This is a genomic window from Paenibacillus sp. J31R109 (assembly GCF_059692055.1).
The window spans coordinates 1-15768 of record NZ_JCAUAR010000018.1 but is presented as its reverse complement, the minus strand read 5'-3'; the positions used below and the strand labels follow the sequence as shown (position 1 = coordinate 15768).

Here is a 15768-nt window from a genome sequence, read left to right as displayed (position 1 = left end):
GTTTAATAGTTAATTGTCATGACTTTGGTAGTAACTCAATGTCTTCATTGATCCTTTTCACTTTATCTCGACGATCATAGATATAAAATAAGATGAGCACCACAGCGGGAATCAAGATACAAAAAGTAATATCAAACCAAGTGTAGTAAGACTCCAATATGGCATTATATTGCGTAATATTTGGCGTGCCTGCAACGGTTCCTACGAGTAGCAGCATGCTTATTGGTATAGTCAGCATATGACTCTGCTTCAACTGAAATAGTTCTGCAAGACCTGAGGTCAGTGCGAAGAAGATAAGCAACGTTTTGTAAAACACCGATATAAACCACAGAAATGCCATAACGGCCTCTAGCCTCTCTAGGAAGTGTCCAATTGTTATTTTCTGCGCGAGTACGTAGGTCGGATAAAATTTCGTCTCCATTAAATTCGGCCCTAACACAAGGACACACAGAATGACAATAACAAATAAAATGGCACCACCGATCGCGTAACCCGTTAAGATTGGTTTGGTTAGTGCTGTGGAACCAGTAACATTGGGTACTAACATGAGAAGCACAACCATTTCTGAAAATGCAGTTGCAAAAGCCATTATAGCCCCCCGCCAAATCGGTCCCATTCCTTCAACTGCTATGGGGCGCAAATTGGCAAAATCCACTTGTGGCAGTAGTAAAACGAAGAGTATGAGAAATAACAGGATGAACACGGGAAATAACAGTTCCCCCATCCGAGCAAATGCTTCAACACCATACTTGTAAGCGATAATAATAACCAAAATAAATACAGCAATGATCGCATTAATTGGTGTTTCTGGCATCAATTGCGTTGTCATAAACTGACTCATCTCACTTAACAACGTTAGCAAACACATATAGAATTCGAATAGAAATAATAAGATGATCAGACTGCCAATCCAAACACCTACATGTAGTCTAATTAGATTAAAAAGCCTCCGCCTGCGAAGTATGTTCGCAATACCAGCAAAGATACATCCTGTTAGGAACCCAAGAAAGATGGCTAATAACACTGACAACCAGGCATCTTGTTTCGCAGCTGTAGCAAGGATGGTCGGCATAATGAGAATTGAATCTCCAATAACGCCAAGAATGATTAGGATCGTAAATTGGCGCACAGAAATGGTAGCATTGTCAAATGTGCTCATTTGGACCCTCCTTATCTCTGCATCCAAACTAATTTAAGCAGTCCATCCGTACATCCATTCAATGATTTTGAATGGATTTGGTAAAATAACTTCTAAGGTTAGCAAGACATAGAAACTACTTGCTAGCAACAGGAGTACGATGAAAATGAAGAATTCACGTTTATGATTTTGTCGTAATAGCTTAGGTGCTTCTAACCAGAACGTACCCGCAGCTAATGCAAGAACAGTAAGTACAGACGCCATTCACCAACAAGTCCTTTCAACATGCCTAATTCATAGTTGAATTGCCAATTGTCCCTATTTTCCTGATAAAAAATTCCATCTCATAGTTAACTTTTGTTTGAAGAAACATCTCATCATTCCAAGTATCTTTAACTTTTTTCCAATACGCAGGCTGATCCTTGCCGAGTTGACTTCCAAAACCGATGATATCCGATTTCATTGTCTTCGCACGTGAAACGACTGCCTCTACATGCGACTGTATGATTTGTTTGGACTCACTTTCCAAACGTTGAATCACTTGAGGATCTGTCAAATCGATATCTCTGCATTGTCTCCCAACGACATTCGCTTCCGTTCGTATGGACACATTCATCTCAGGCTTCCCATTCCGTACGCTTGCCTTCAATTTAGCTTCCGAGGATGTCACTTCAATACCCGTATATTTCTGCTCACCGCAAGGAATTTCGATAGATGTGCTATCCAAATTATTTGTTATGTCTGTATAACCTTTACTTTCCTGCTCATCTAGCCAGCCAATTAATTTGTCATCTTTGAAAGCCGCGATCCCGTTGTAACGGAATCGACTAGGCGGATGAAAATACTCTACATTCTTTTTCGAGTCACTCATTGCTGGGTCACCAATTATTCGAATACCCGTTAATGCTAGTTCGAAACCTTTGCCAGACAGCTTATTCAACGTTTCATCCATCGTCATAGCAACTGTTGGAGCCCACGACTTCTGTGATGTTTGTAAGGATTGCTGCATACTATAACTCGGTAATTTCTCAACAGGTGTAAATAATTTCAACACATTCTCCGCCATCGTTCCTCTTGCAACAACCAGATTAAAATCCATGCGTAATTCATTATCTCGGATTGTATTATCTAGGAAATCTTTTATCCCTCGCCTCGCCAATTCCTCGCCAATAACATACAATTGCAAATGTCCCATATAGACCTTCCGAGGCGCTTCCGCTGTCAATGACCTTGCAGCCTCAAATAAAGTCTTCCCTTTCCCCTGGTAGAGCGTGCTAGGCGGGCGATCCCCCCCTTTTCTCTGAGCGGATATTTCACTTGGATTTACGACTTGAAAAGATACCAAATACTCTCCATCCTTCCAATCAACACCGATTCCAAGGACGATAAGCAGTTCATTTAATTCACGTCTGCTCCAACAACCAGTTAGCAAAAGTAAGCAAAGAAGCATAATAGTTAATTTATATTTCATCCTAATACGCCTCCTTGCTACTGCTTCCGTATTCTATCACTGCCTTCATCGAGTGATGTCTCAGGACGTTGAAACATAAGCCATCTTGGTAACCGAAGCAGCGTATCCTCTAAATCTGCTTTGCGGTATGGTGAAAATGGAGACATAAAAGGCTCCCCGAAAGAACGAAGAGCACACAAATGAAGCAATAACACAAACATCCCCATGGCAATCCCGAATAACCCAAAACTTGCCGCCGCCCCCATAAATACAAACCGAAGTAAACGCACTGGAATAGACATGCTATAAGCAGGCAAGGTAAAGGTTGAAATTGCCGTTACCGAAACCACAATAACCATGGCTGCCGAGACGATTCCCGCTTCTACCGCGGCTTGTCCGATGACAAGAGTGCCAACGACAGATACCGCTTGTCCAATTGCTCGCGGCATGCGAAGACCCGCTTCTCGCAAAATTTCAAAAGTCACTTCCATGACAAGCGCTTCAACAAAAGCAGGTAATGGCACCCCCTCACGTTGGGCAGCTAAGCCGATTAACAATGAGGCTGGCAACATATCACGATGGAAAGTCGTAATCGCGATATAGATTGATGGCAATAACAAAGAGATGAATACTGTGCTAAATCGAAGTAGACGTAGAAGACTTGCATAGTAAGCTCGTTGGTAGTAGTCCTCTGCTGATTGAAAGAAAGTCACAAGTTGCGTAGGTACTAACAAAATATTAGGCGTTCCATCTACGATAATCGCTACTTTCCCTTCTAATAACTGGGCGGCCGTGCTGTCTGGAAGTTCAGAATTATAGACAGTTGGAAATAGCGAAAATTTATTGTCTTCGATCAATTCTTCGATATAACCGCTGTCCAAAATACTATCGATATCAATCGCTCTTAATTTTGACCGAACAAGATTGATTACCGATGGCTTAGCGATCCCATTCATGTACATGATGGTTACGTCCGTTTTCGTTATTCGACCGATGGAGATCGTCTCCATCCATAGTCTTGGATCTTTTATTTTACGTCTAATTAACGCAGTATTCGTGCGAAGTGTCTCTGTAAAACTTTCCCTCGGACCACGTACGGACGTCTGGTTGGTGGATTCAGTCACATCACGACCCTTCCATTGACGAATATCCGCGCGATAGGCGTGATTTTGTCCATTAAATAAAATAATAGCCTCACCTGAGAGTAAATTTTCATACAGACTTGCCATATCAGCTACGGTTTCAATGCAGCCTAATCCTGTTAACAGTTCTTTGGCAAGTGTTTCTGTATCCAATTGCTCTCTATACGCTTCATGAGGGGCATCCCTTAACATCATTTTTAATACATCCAAAATATACGTATTAATGGCCGTCGTATCCGAAAGCCCATCGATATACACAACCGCTGCCGCTATTGTCAGGGTACCTTCATCTTGAATCTCGCGGATGACAACATCATCACTGCCGCCTAAATCCACCGTGATCCGTTCAAGGTTCATTTCAATACTAGGGTCAATAGGAATCGTTACATCATCTGGCATGATGTGGGTCCCTCCTTCTACTCATCCCTTTCCCATTATGACCATTTGGGCAGGGGGATAAACCGGATTGAACGAATACCCTTACACCGAATAGACAGAAAAAAGCCGTTCCCAATGGGGACGACTTCGAATTATTTACTAATAGGAGAACTTCACTCTTTTATTTCGCATGTCATTTCTAATGGCGAATATACTCAAGTAATAACTGAACAAAGTAACGTGTTCGTACAATGAAAACATAGAAGGAGATGTGAATCTCATGTTGCTGACATTAACATCGGATGGCGATCTATTTGCCGCCGCCCTATCCCAAACAACGGTATCTGTCTGGCAAACCGACGAGCATGGCGTTTACAGCGAAGTGGATCGCGGCATCATCGAAGAATTCACCAGAATCTCAATCCGAATGAGTACGATTTCCGATGAAATTGCCTTTTACTTCCGTGATGACGGGACTTTGTTCCGCGCTGAAACTTAGCTCCCTGCTATCGCTCAGGTTACTGATAACTAATTCTCTTCCCAGATCTGGACGATTCATAAATATCCATAACCAGATTGAATGCCTTGAACCCTTCAGGTCCATTTAAACCATAGCTGCGGTTATGCAGGAGATGGTCATAGAAATCTGCGATCTGCGTGCCATGGCTAATTCCCCAGTAGGATTTGGCTCCCAAATTTGTTGCTTCTGGAGACGTTAATATGGATTGCTCACCATCCACTACGCGATATAGTGTATCACCTGCGAGTACTAATTTGCCTTTTTCGAAGACAAGCTCGATTTCAGGCGGGGAGTTGACCCCATACGAATTCGTTGCATAAAAGACAGCTGTAGCCCCGTTCTTATACGTCAAATGCGCATGTACGGTATCTTCAACTTCAATAATGCCCTCCAGGGAGTCTGTCGACATCGTCCCTTTCACACTAGACACCTCGCCACCAATCCACTGCAGTAAATCTAAGGTATGAATGGACTGGTTAATGAGGACACCACCACCTTCAGTTGCCCATTTCCCTTTCCATTCCGTTTGATAATAGGAAGCATCTCTGCACCATGTAACAATGCCTTTCAGACAAAGCAATTTTCCGAGTTCTCCCGAATCGACAGTTTGTTTCATAAGGATGGAGGCAGGGTTATATCGATTTTGGAAAATAACACCTAATTGCACATTCGGATTTGCTTCTGCTGCATGTAACATCGTGATTGCAGCTTCTTTCGTTTCAGCCATTGGCTTCTCCGTCAGAACATGCTTGCCAGCGTTAAGTGCATCAACAGCCATTGGCGCGTGCAAATAATGCGCTGTGCATATATGAACGACGTCAATGTCTGGATTCTTCAGCATTTCGAGATAATCCGTGTAATAACTGCATTGATACGTTTCTGCTGTTTGCGCGGCTAACTCGGCATTCGTGTCTACAACTGCCACTAATTTGGCCGTTGGTATTTCTGAAATTGCTTTTAAATGTACGCTTGAAATCGCTCCGCAACCAATAAGTGCAATGCCAATCTGTTTCATGGGAAACCTCTTTTCTGCATAAATAGGATAGTCCTGCATGATGGTGCTACTGTATATATTAGAGGTTCGCTCATCAAACAGTAATTCCTTTAGGGTCGTGCATGCGGAAATTGACTACTTATTGCTTTTTCATGACTATTCTTGGCGTGGTGTTAACGCGATCTCCCATAGCATCTTCCTGTTGGTATACCTGTCCATTTCATATTCCGCAATATGTACGTACGACCACATGTCCCCATCAAAAAAACGTTCAATTTCACCCCGATCAAAAAACCTTCTATATAACTCGTCGCCTTCTCTTATATTTACGATTTCACTGGTTGAATTCAATCTCACTAACAGAAGACCATCTTGCTTAAGCACACTATGGAGATCTCGTATGATTCTATGCGTCGTATCCTCGTCAAAATAGTGAATACTTAAATCAGCGATCAGGACTCCTACGGTTCCTTTGGCGAAAGGAAGCCCCGTTGTCATATCCAAACAGCGTGTTCGAATGTCAGGAAGGAAGGATTTCAGTTTCTTCAGCGCCTCTTCAGAAATATCGCAAGCAATCGGGGACAAGCCATGCTCGGATAAATATTGGGTATTATTCCCGACACCGCAGCCTAGATCAACAATCAATGTTTCGCTGCTATACGCTGATAGATATGGCTCCCAATATTTGTCCAACCAATTATCGTATATAGGCGTAGCTTCTAATCTTTGATACGTTTCGTTCCAGTATTGTTCGAGTGATTTCATCTCTTCACTTCCCCTCACCTATCACCATATGTACAGCCATATCTTACGGCAATCCCAAGAAAAATCCAAGTTGAGTAAAAAAAAAAGGCATGCAAGAAGCACACCTTTTTGTTGCTAACTGTCATTACTGTTCTTTTTGCTTATCTTTCGAATCTTCCTCTTCTAGTAACCCTTTCGTTCCTTGTCTAAACTCCTTAATTGTCGTACCGAAAGCACGGCCTAATTGCGGAAGTTTTGTTGGCCCGAATAAGAGTAATGCAACACCTACGATCACAATAAGTCCCGGAATGCCAATACCTGATAACATAGGAATCACCTACCTTTCATTTAGAATAGATGCATTTAAAATTTTACCATGAATGCCGTCGCATACATAATTAATATTCCTGCTGTAACGCCACTGAAGTTTAACCAAGAGACAGGTGATAGTCCCTTCTTCTCCGATTCTCGAAGAATCATTTTAGAAATGACATAAATGACCTGGAGAATTGCACCCGCTCCGATACCAAAGAACAGTGCTGCTAAGGCATCGTTAAATATGAAACCACCGGCCCATGTACCAATAATGGCTGGACCACCCGCGATCAGAGCTAATTTGACAAACGTCTGCCACGTTGGACGATCTTTCAATAACGGTGCTGCAATCCCTACACCCTCTGTAATGTTGTGCAGGGTAAAACCAATAATGAGGAACGTACCTAACGCTGCCTCCCCTACAGCAAATGCAGAGCCTATAGCAAGACCTTCACCGAAATTATGAAGCCCGATCCCGGTTGCGATTTTGTTGGCTACACGCTTACCCACATAAACTTCATTGTTAAGTTTACGTTCATTCGACTGATCTACCGCAATTAAGAAGAGACAGCTCAGCAAGGCTCCAAACCAGACCAAACCAGATCCTTGAAAAACACCAGGTGCTTCTGCAGCCATTTCAAACCCTTCACCGAAGGTATCAATAACTAGGAAGAACAATAAGCCTACGGTCAAAGCAAGAATTGCGTGCATACCTCTTACAGAGAATCTGCGTAGAAATGGGTACCATAGTAAGCCGAGTCCTACAGGAATTACGCCAACGTAGAAGCCAATCAGCGCATATTGCCCGATTAACTTGCCATTCGGCTCAGGTGTTGCTGCCGCAGCTGCGACTTCACCAATGAAGATCAGACCGTTCGAGGTGATGAATTTCACTTCATGTGGATCACCTTGAACCCAAGGGTATGGAATATGAACCATGCCTTGTTCGAACCTTTTGAGCGTGTCGCTTGGTGAAAAGGAAGCATTCCAGAAGGCGCCATCCACGACCACTTGCGCAATGGTGATATCTTCAGGCCCTGAATTTAAGACTCTTACTTGTATACCGTCATCGTTCAATGTGATTTTCTCAATATTCAGGACTTCAATTGGCGCAGCAGGCTCATTCTCAACTCCTGTGCCTACTTTAACAATAGTCGTTATGATGGCAAATAACAAGATTAGCGGAAGAATGCCCCACAGGATCGCTTTCCATTTGGAAGAAGATGATTTATTCGTAGTTTGTTCATTGATACTCATACGTTCGCCGCCCCCCTTCTTATTCAGCAATGAAGAATCCCATCCAGCCTAATTCTGCGAATTCGCTTTGATGTGCATGAAACATATATCGTCCTGGTGAAGGAAAAACAATTTCAAGAATACCTCGTTCTCCCTGGCACTGCATGATGGTATCGGTATACGCAGGTCGTGCTTCAGGATCAGCTCCAGTTGCGTAATAATTAAAAAAGTTCGCGTGTAAATGAAACGAATTTATTAAATCGAATTCCGTCAAGTTACTTAAGTAAATGCGAACGAGTTCTCCGGCTTTCACTTTAATCGGTTCTTGCTGATAAGCAAAAGCGTATCCATTCACGGTATAGATCTCATTTTCCCCGTCGAGGTCCAGATCGTAACCATTCATGAGCATGTTGAACTCCTTGGCTGCTGCTCTTGGCTTCTTCGGATCAATGATGAAATTTCCATAAAGTCCTTTATGAATATGTCTGGCAAGTGGTGCGACGTGGCAATGATAGACATGCATACCAGCAGGTTTAGCTTCGAATTCGTAAATAAATGAATCACCAGAAAGCACAGCTTCCAGTCCATCCATATTCGTCGGATGCATGCCATGGAAGTGAATGGAATGCGGATGCATGGTTCCATTCGTAAACTTCACACGGAGTACATCCCCTTCTGTACAACGAATAGTCGGACCAGGGATCGTGCCATTAAATGTCCAACCGGGAAATTTGATGCCTTTGGCGATTTCCACGTTGGTTTCCAAAGCTGTGATCTCATATTCTCTGAGTGTTCTGCCATCCGGGAGCTTACTGACCTTGCCATAATCAAAAGCAGTAAGCGCATGCTGCGCTGCTTTGAATCCTTCCGTCACTTCTGTGCTTGGGACATAACCATGCTTCATCCCCTCATGCAATTGTTCTTTCATGGCATGGTGAATATCATGCTTATCCTGTGCTAGCGCGACTGGTGGTCTGCCGAATAAAGAGGAAGGATTTAACAACGCACTCCCAATTAAAGCAAAAGCTCCTGTCGTCCCTAACTTCAACAAATTACGCCTCGACAGCTTATTGTCTGGTTTCTGAAACATCGCTTTGACCTCCTATTTTAAATTGCTTGTTTGCAATAGTTTTTACCTAGGGAAACATTTAGGGTAAAAATAAAGTTTCCAGTGGGACAAAAAGTTTACCAAAGGAAACACCGTGTTTTTAACTATATGCTGAAAGTGGCAGAAAGTAAACCTATTTGTTAAAAATTTCTTTTGCATCATTTGACACAACCCTTTTTTAAAGGTGATTTCGACAAAACTAGTAGATTTCTTACCGACATTCTGACAAATATTTTCGCCTGATGACGATATAATGAAGGTAGTTAACCGTGAAAATTTTTACGCAAGTTGTACTAACACTTAGGAGGATGATCGACATGGACGAGCAGTTTATTAAACGATTACACACGCTTAATCGCCGCGATTCATTAAGGTCTTTGCTGCTCATCGAAGGTGTTCGACTGACTCTCCGTCGTAAAAAGAAAGTTAGCTTATTTAAAAGGATTTTTCAGCGCAAAAAACAAACCGTCACTGCTAAAGGTTGGAAATAGCTCTTCACCAACCCTACTGCATGAAATTTATAGCGTCTTTACTCGCATAACGGTCCCTTTTATAGTAGAATAATGACTCAGCTACATGAAATGGATACGGGGTGTAAGAATGGCCATTAGTTTTACCAAATCAATTGTTAGTCAATTGAAAAAAGACATTACTGAGCTTGAAAATAAAATTGTAAATGAGAAGAAAAAGAAAGATAGAGCCCAAGCGAAGATGAAACAGGTTCAACGGGATATGAAATTAAGTCAATCCCACAGTGACTTGAGCAGCAAAATGTCTCGTGTGAGCAAGCTAACGGAAGAAATAAAAACAAGCGAGCGGCTGCAAAAAGATTTCGCCAAGGAATTAGCTACTAAGAACACTTCGTTAAAACAGAATCTCGCCAAAGAAACCAAACAAGATGACAACATCTAATCGGTACTCCACCGTAATGCAAAACACCGCCCTGTTTCGTAAATAAACAGGAGCGGTGTTTTTTGGCTACTCTTTTGGGGAAGTAATCATGTGAAGCTCGGGGATGTACGTTTTCATATGTTTCGTTATCATTTGGTAGTTAGAACTAACCTGCGAGAGTTGATCATTAGTTAACCTGTCCATTGATATTATCTGAAATTGTTTGCCTTGTTGGCTATACGTATACGTGGGAAGAAAACTGGGATTAGTGATCTCAATCTGCTTGGTCTTATTCGTAGTCGTTTTTACGACTTCAATGGTAGCCATGCCACCTACTTGCTTATACAAGTTGATTTGAGCAGATAGAAAGTTGCCGAGTGAATAGACCACAAAGGTTCGATGCCCATTCTTCCCTTCTACCCAAGCGGGAGGCTGCAGGACATGTGGATGATTCCCAATCAGAATATGCACGCCCATATCCGCTAGTTTGTGTGCAAGAGCCGTTTGATTCTTATCAGGAAGACGTTGATACTCGTTCCCCCAATGCATCGCAACGACAATGACATCTGCCAATGGTTTCGCCTGCTCCACATCCGAGCGAATTTGCCTGTCATCAATCCGGTTAACCAGAAAGGGTTTGCCTGCTGGCGTTGAAATCCCATTCGTTCCATACGTGTAACTTAAGAAGGCGAATGTAATCCCATTTTTCGTGAGCGTCCTGAGGTTGTCGCGGTCATTTTGAGATTTGAATGCACCGGTATAAGGAATGCCAAGGGTATCCCAGTAAGTGAGTGCACTTTGAATCACTTTTTCGCCGCGGTCCAGCGCATGATTATTAGCAATAGTCACAACATCTACTCCAGCATATTTCAGTGCATCGCCAATTTCATGAGGACTATTAAAGGTTGGATAACTGGAAAGCCTCATTTCCTTACCGCCAATCATCGTCTCTTGGTTAGCAACAAGGATATCTGGCGCTTGCAGCAAGGTTTTTACCTTTTCAAATATAGGCTTAAAATTATACGTCCCATCTTTCTGCTTAGCATCTAGATAAACCTTATCATGGATGAGGATATCTCCGATCGCGCCTAACGTAACTTTCGAGATTTGTTTTTGTGGTTGTGGTTGAGTTTGCGGTTGCAGCTCTTGCTTTGCAGTAGCATGAAATTGCGAAATAGGCGGCGGAGTAGTCTCGGTCCGAACGAGAGGTGGACTACTTTTTACATCCATACCTGTATCTTTCGGTGTCAACGAGCTGCCTACGCATCCACTTGCCAAAATGAGTGTTGAAACGATCGCTGCCATGCGCTTTATCACGACAAACCAGCTCCTTAAGCGTCAAACCTTATCTTTTCCCGTAGTATTCCCCCCTTAAAATCTCTCATGAATGAGGATTATTACCATTTCCTCTTCCTTAAATTTCATTTGGCTCTTGCAGCCCAATCAGCTTTAATCCATTGCGCAACGTGGTTTGAACGCTAGTAACAAGTGCCAAACGCGCCTCACGCACCTGTTTTTCCTCTACAAGAATGTAACACGTATGGTAAAAGCGGTTGAACGCTTGTGCGAGATCGATGAGATAACGGGAGATAATCGACGGCTCCAGCTTCACCATGGCTTGCTCAATACGTTCGGTGAACAGGTAGAGCATTTTGATAACTGCAATGGCTTCTTTTTCTAGCAAATAGGACCCATCTACCTCGAAAGTTAGGAAGTCATAGCCAAATCCCTGCTGTGCTTTCTTCAACAAACTGCATGTTCTTGCGTGCGTGTATTGGACATAGGGTCCTGTTTCACCATCGAAGTTAAGAGCATCTTCCCACGAAAAATCAATATCTTTAATTCGATTAGCGCTCAAATCATTAAAAATCACGGCCCCAATCCCCACTTGTTCAGCGACTTCTTCTTTATTCGGCAAGCTTGGATTTCTGGCTTCTATGACTTCTTTTATTTTTTGGACAGTCTGTTCCAGCACGTTTTCTAATTTAATCACATTGCCTTTACGTGTCGACAAGCCGCCTCCTTCAATGCTCACACGGCCAAACGCTACATGCTCCAGCTTGGACGCCCAGGTGTAACCCATTAATTCAAGGACCTTGAAACATTGCTGAAAATGAAAATTTTGAGCATAATCGGTTACGTATATCAATTTAGCAAAATTATAGGTCTCCGCTCTATAAATCGCAGCAGTCAGATCACGTGTATGGTAGAGGGAGCTGCCATCTTTTTTCAGCATTAGGGCTGGTGCCATATTAAAGGCATCCAATCTAACTAACATTGCCCCCTCATCTTCTTCCAAGAGCTGCTTTTCTATTAACGACTGAATGACTGGTTCCATTTTATCATTGTAGAAGCTTTCACCTTGATAAGCGTCAAATTGAACGCCTAGCAGCTTATATATCTTCTGAAATTCTGCCATGCTGATGTCAATAAACCACTGCCATAACGTAAGTGCTTCTTGATCACCATGCTCCATTTTCGTAAACCAAGCACGTGCCTGATCTTCTAGCGTAGGATCCTTCTCCGCTTCCTCATGGAATTTTACATACAGATGGAGCAGCTCATCAATTGCCCCTTGATTCACGGCCTCCTTACTTCCCCATTGCTGGTAGGCTACGATCAATTTCCCGAACTGCGTCCCCCAATCACCTAAATGATTGATCCCCACAACTCTATATCCAAGAAAAGCGTGGATGTGATATAGCGCATTTCCGATTACGGTGGATCTTAAATGGCCAACATGAAATGGTTTCGCAATGTTCGGGGAGGAGTAGTCGATCACGACCGTCTTGTCCTGTCCGACATTCTGAGACCCATATTGATGACCAGCATGATGTATGTGTTGAATCAAGGATTCTGCCCAACGCTGCTTGTTTAGGAAAATATTCAAATACCCATTAACGGCTTCAATCTGGTCGACTTCCTCATCTTGCAGGGTAGCCTGCAAGTGTTCCGCAATATCTTTCGGTGACTTGCCAAGCACTTTACTCAGTCGGAAACAGGGTAAACAAAGATCTCCTTTATCGTGATTTGCTGGGTACTCCATCAATCCAGCAAGCTCTTGTGGCTCGAAGCTGCCTAGTAACGATGACACTTTCTCAGCTACATGCAGTTTATAATTTAACATGATGTCACTCCTATCTATTTTCTGAAAATATAAAAAGCCCCCGTCTCTATAAAAGAGACGAGAGCTGAAGATTCCCGCGGTACCACTCTAAGTGTTAAACCTATGGTTTAACCCCTCAATTTCGTAACGGTCGTCTGACCGGATTCGCCTACTAACGTTCAGCAAACCATTTCCTGGGTCCGTTTCATTCATAACATCCGTACCGGCTTACACTGACCCGGCTCGCTGTGACTGTCTGTTAGGAATTACTGTCCCATTCATCAATATTTCATTATGAATTTTTCAATATCTTACAAGGGATCTCATCGATTGTCAAGGGGCTATTGCAGCTGAAATTCCCAGGGACCGCGAATAATGATATGCGCTTCTTTGATGTAGAACGTGAATGTTGTATCTTTCACAGGAAAGTCTACAACTACATACTCCATCGCACGTGTTTGATCGTTTACTCGCCAATTAGAGCCACTTGTGTTCTTTAATTTCATATAATCCAGCGTGAAGGACAAAAGCGATGAAGCCGCTTGCGCATTATACTTCATATCCAGATAGATCTTAAGCCCTCCAAATTCAGAAGCCGATGCGTTACTTGGTACTCTTTCAACTTTGGTAATATCAACGGGATAGCCACTAATCATGATCGATCTATTGACATCAATGACACCTTGAGCGGGAATCGGAACCGTGAATGATTCTGGCTTTGGAGATTGTAGCGTTGCTAAGACCGCTGGGATTTTCAAATGATAGCTTGTCGATGACGCGCCATCACGCTCGAAACTCAATTCATTCGGATTCGGGAAATTAGGATCGCGATAATACGAAACTGCTTCTCCCTTAATCGTCGTTAGTTCGGGTTTAACCACGTAGTCATATGGTGATAAACCGTACGCTTTAATCTGCATTCCCACAGGAGCCTGCGGAAGTAACGTGACCTTGGTATTGTTTTGATCTGTGGTTCGTAATAACGCTGTTAGACTTACCTCGTGATGGGTGTCTGTTACGCCAAGATCATTAATTTGATCAACCTCTTCCACCTTTGCTAGTTGAATCGGAATACTAGGAAGTTGACTATCGAGAGTTAGACGCATATTGTCGGTCACTTTGATTGACCCTTCATAATAATAAGAGCCAATCCATTCATTCCCAGCACTTGAAATACTGCCATATTTAATCAAATAGGACGTTCCTTCTCCATTACTCAGCGTGAATGACCGCATAGAAGGTGTACCTGCGCTGACTAGCGTGACGTTCGTGTACTGATCACCAATGGATATCCCGCGTATTTGGATGTTACCCACAAGTGTTGGCGCTTCTATCGGCGTCTGCAGCACATAGTGAACAAGCTGTTTCTCTGAATCTTGAACGGTGGCGAATCCAGGTAAGAACTGAAAAACTTTGTGAATTTGGGCTCTCACCTCTGGCGAGCTCATGGCGAAGACAACAATAAAAATAACGGTTGCGGCGCTAACAGCGATCATTCGATTTCTCAGTTTGGCATGACGTGCAAGCTTCTGTTTCTCCCCATCGCTACTTGTTGGAGTCGATTCCACGGTTGTTACCGGGGTCGATTGCGATATTCCCAATTTACTATATGTTTGTGCCTTGATCCGAGCTAGCGTTTCTGCAGCAATGGGTTCATCCTCATGGATCTCCAGTTGACTCATAACAAGATTAGATTGATGATCATTTAATTGATCTATTTTGCGATACCAATCACGATCACTCTTCTTATTCATGTGAGATATCCTCCTTCCAAGCGAGCATCAATTGTTCCTTCAGAGCATTTCGCGTGCGCCTCAAACGGTTTTCAACCGCTTTTCGTGTTAATCCAAGGGCTGAAGCAATCATATCCAAAGATTCATATAAATAATATTTTTTATAAAAAATCGTACGATCAACGGGACCATAGGAATCCACGATACGTAAAATCTCTTCGGTTTGTGCCTTCTGGATGACCGTACGCTCCAAATTATCGCTGTTTGTCAGATCTCCATCCATGACGACAAGCTGAGGTCGATCTGTTAATTTCCGCCGACAATCCAGTGCGCGATACTTGGTAAGCATATAGATCCATGTTTGGAGCGAGCTTCTTAACCTATCGTACTCATCAATCCTATTCCAAGCCATGATGAACACGTCACTAACACACTCCTCGACGTCCTCTCTGCTACCATACGTATCCAGAATCCTTTGCGCAAAAAGATACATCGTTGAGCCATATCTATCCATCAAAAATTCTAATGCTGTAGAATCTTTTATTTTCAGTCTTGTAATTAACTCTTCTTCAGATACGTCCAATCCATCACCTCATTTACTGTCTACTTAGTACTACGTAAGTTTGGAGTAAAAACCCTCACACTTCCAACCAATGCAATACTTTGCGGCAATGATGTAAAAGAAGAGAGTGTCCCAGAAGCAAGTTATGTTAATGATTGAGGCAGATATATGTGTTGGAAAAGTAAATAAGTGAATGAAAAAGGAGCTTAGCGGTTTGATACACGGTACCTGCTAAGTTCCTTTTTTTAGTATTCGCTTCTCGGAAGACTATGCAAGATAAGGTGATGGCATCATCTTATCTTGCGTGTTTTCTCATTTTTACTGGAAATAGAGTGATGGTTGCATCTAGAATAAAAAGTGGACGTCTCTTAGTGTAGAAGTAATAATAATCTTAACTATGAACTAAGAGGTGTTTGTCCATGAGCGATTCAAGACAACGATATAATGAAAC

General features: G+C 42.6%; 16 protein-coding genes and 1 other annotated feature. Of the genes, 3 read left to right on the top strand and 13 right to left on the bottom strand.

Annotated elements, in window-relative coordinates:
* Window positions 1-16 precede the first annotated feature (16 nt).
* From AC58QT_RS29680 to AC58QT_RS29665, 4 genes are read right to left on the bottom strand one after another with little or no spacing between them, the layout of a single operon-like run.
* A complete protein-coding gene (locus AC58QT_RS29680; protein WP_497412127.1) occupies window positions 17-1159 on the bottom strand; it encodes a GerAB/ArcD/ProY family transporter in 1143 nt (380 codons plus the stop codon).
* 33 nt (window positions 1160-1192) lie between these two features.
* Window positions 1193-1402 carry a hypothetical protein gene (locus AC58QT_RS29675; RefSeq protein ID WP_497412126.1) on the bottom strand — a complete coding sequence of 70 codons (210 nt, stop codon included), beginning with the start codon at window positions 1400-1402 and terminating at the stop codon, window positions 1193-1195.
* 25 nt (window positions 1403-1427) lie between these two features.
* A complete protein-coding gene (locus tag AC58QT_RS29670) occupies window positions 1428-2609 on the bottom strand; it encodes a Ger(x)C family spore germination protein (protein WP_497412125.1) in 1182 nt (393 codons plus the stop codon).
* A 17-nt stretch (window positions 2610-2626) separates the two neighbouring features.
* On the bottom strand, window positions 2627-4129 hold the full coding sequence (locus tag AC58QT_RS29665; RefSeq protein WP_497412124.1) for a spore germination protein: 1503 nt from the start codon (window positions 4127-4129) through the stop codon (window positions 2627-2629).
* Between the two features lie 259 nt (window positions 4130-4388).
* Between AC58QT_RS29665 and AC58QT_RS29660 the strand changes: the two genes are divergently transcribed.
* Entirely contained in the window at window positions 4389-4607 is a 219-nt protein-coding gene (locus AC58QT_RS29660; RefSeq protein ID WP_310224260.1) for a hypothetical protein, read from the top strand.
* Window positions 4608-4626: 19 nt separating this feature from the next.
* Here AC58QT_RS29660 and AC58QT_RS29655 read toward each other — a convergent pair whose 3' ends face one another.
* The 5 genes from AC58QT_RS29655 to AC58QT_RS29635 form a co-directional block, all read right to left on the bottom strand.
* Entirely contained in the window at window positions 4627-5643 is a 1017-nt protein-coding gene (locus AC58QT_RS29655) for a Gfo/Idh/MocA family protein (RefSeq protein WP_497412123.1), read from the bottom strand.
* Window positions 5644-5778: 135 nt separating this feature from the next.
* Window positions 5779-6387 (bottom strand): class I SAM-dependent methyltransferase, encoded by a 609-nt coding sequence (locus AC58QT_RS29650; RefSeq protein WP_497412122.1) that lies wholly within the window; start codon window positions 6385-6387, stop codon window positions 5779-5781.
* A 124-nt stretch (window positions 6388-6511) separates the two neighbouring features.
* On the bottom strand, window positions 6512-6694 hold the full coding sequence (locus AC58QT_RS29645) for a twin-arginine translocase TatA/TatE family subunit (protein WP_310224254.1): 183 nt from the start codon (window positions 6692-6694) through the stop codon (window positions 6512-6514).
* A gap of 35 nt (window positions 6695-6729) precedes the next feature.
* On the bottom strand, window positions 6730-7938 hold the full coding sequence (locus AC58QT_RS29640; RefSeq protein ID WP_497412121.1) for a ZIP family metal transporter: 1209 nt from the start codon (window positions 7936-7938) through the stop codon (window positions 6730-6732).
* A 19-nt stretch (window positions 7939-7957) separates the two neighbouring features.
* Window positions 7958-9007 carry a multicopper oxidase domain-containing protein gene (locus AC58QT_RS29635; RefSeq protein ID WP_497412120.1) on the bottom strand — a complete coding sequence of 350 codons (1050 nt, stop codon included), beginning with the start codon at window positions 9005-9007 and terminating at the stop codon, window positions 7958-7960.
* Window positions 9008-9342: 335 nt separating this feature from the next.
* Here AC58QT_RS29635 and AC58QT_RS29630 point away from each other — a divergent pair, with 335 nt between their 5' ends.
* Entirely contained in the window at window positions 9343-9516 is a 174-nt protein-coding gene (locus AC58QT_RS29630) for a hypothetical protein (protein WP_497287055.1), read from the top strand.
* Window positions 9517-9625: 109 nt separating this feature from the next.
* Window positions 9626-9937, top strand: coding sequence for a hypothetical protein (locus AC58QT_RS29625; RefSeq protein ID WP_497412119.1), 312 nt, complete (start codon window positions 9626-9628; stop codon window positions 9935-9937).
* Between the two features lie 66 nt (window positions 9938-10003).
* Here the strand turns inward: AC58QT_RS29625 and AC58QT_RS29620 are convergent, their stop codons facing one another.
* The 4 genes from AC58QT_RS29620 to AC58QT_RS29605 all read right to left on the bottom strand — a co-directional run bounded on the left by AC58QT_RS29620 (window position 10004) and on the right by AC58QT_RS29605 (window position 15338).
* A complete protein-coding gene (locus AC58QT_RS29620) occupies window positions 10004-11233 on the bottom strand; it encodes a CapA family protein (RefSeq protein ID WP_497412118.1) in 1230 nt (409 codons plus the stop codon).
* 97 nt (window positions 11234-11330) lie between these two features.
* Complete coding sequence (gene argS, locus AC58QT_RS29615; RefSeq protein WP_497412117.1) at window positions 11331-13043, bottom strand: arginine--tRNA ligase; 1713 nt, start codon at window positions 13041-13043, stop codon at window positions 11331-11333.
* Window positions 13044-13093: 50 nt separating this feature from the next.
* Window positions 13094-13313, bottom strand: a binding site (T-box leader).
* Window positions 13314-13363: 50 nt separating this feature from the next.
* On the bottom strand, window positions 13364-14776 hold the full coding sequence (locus AC58QT_RS29610) for a hypothetical protein (RefSeq protein ID WP_497412116.1): 1413 nt from the start codon (window positions 14774-14776) through the stop codon (window positions 13364-13366).
* The gene (locus AC58QT_RS29605) at window positions 14769-15338 is read right to left on the bottom strand and encodes a sigma-70 family RNA polymerase sigma factor (RefSeq protein ID WP_497412115.1); all 570 of its coding nucleotides are present in this window, start codon (window positions 15336-15338) and stop codon (window positions 14769-14771) included. The genes AC58QT_RS29610 and AC58QT_RS29605 overlap by 8 nt, the downstream gene beginning before the upstream one ends.
* Window positions 15339-15768: the final 430 nt, after the last annotated feature.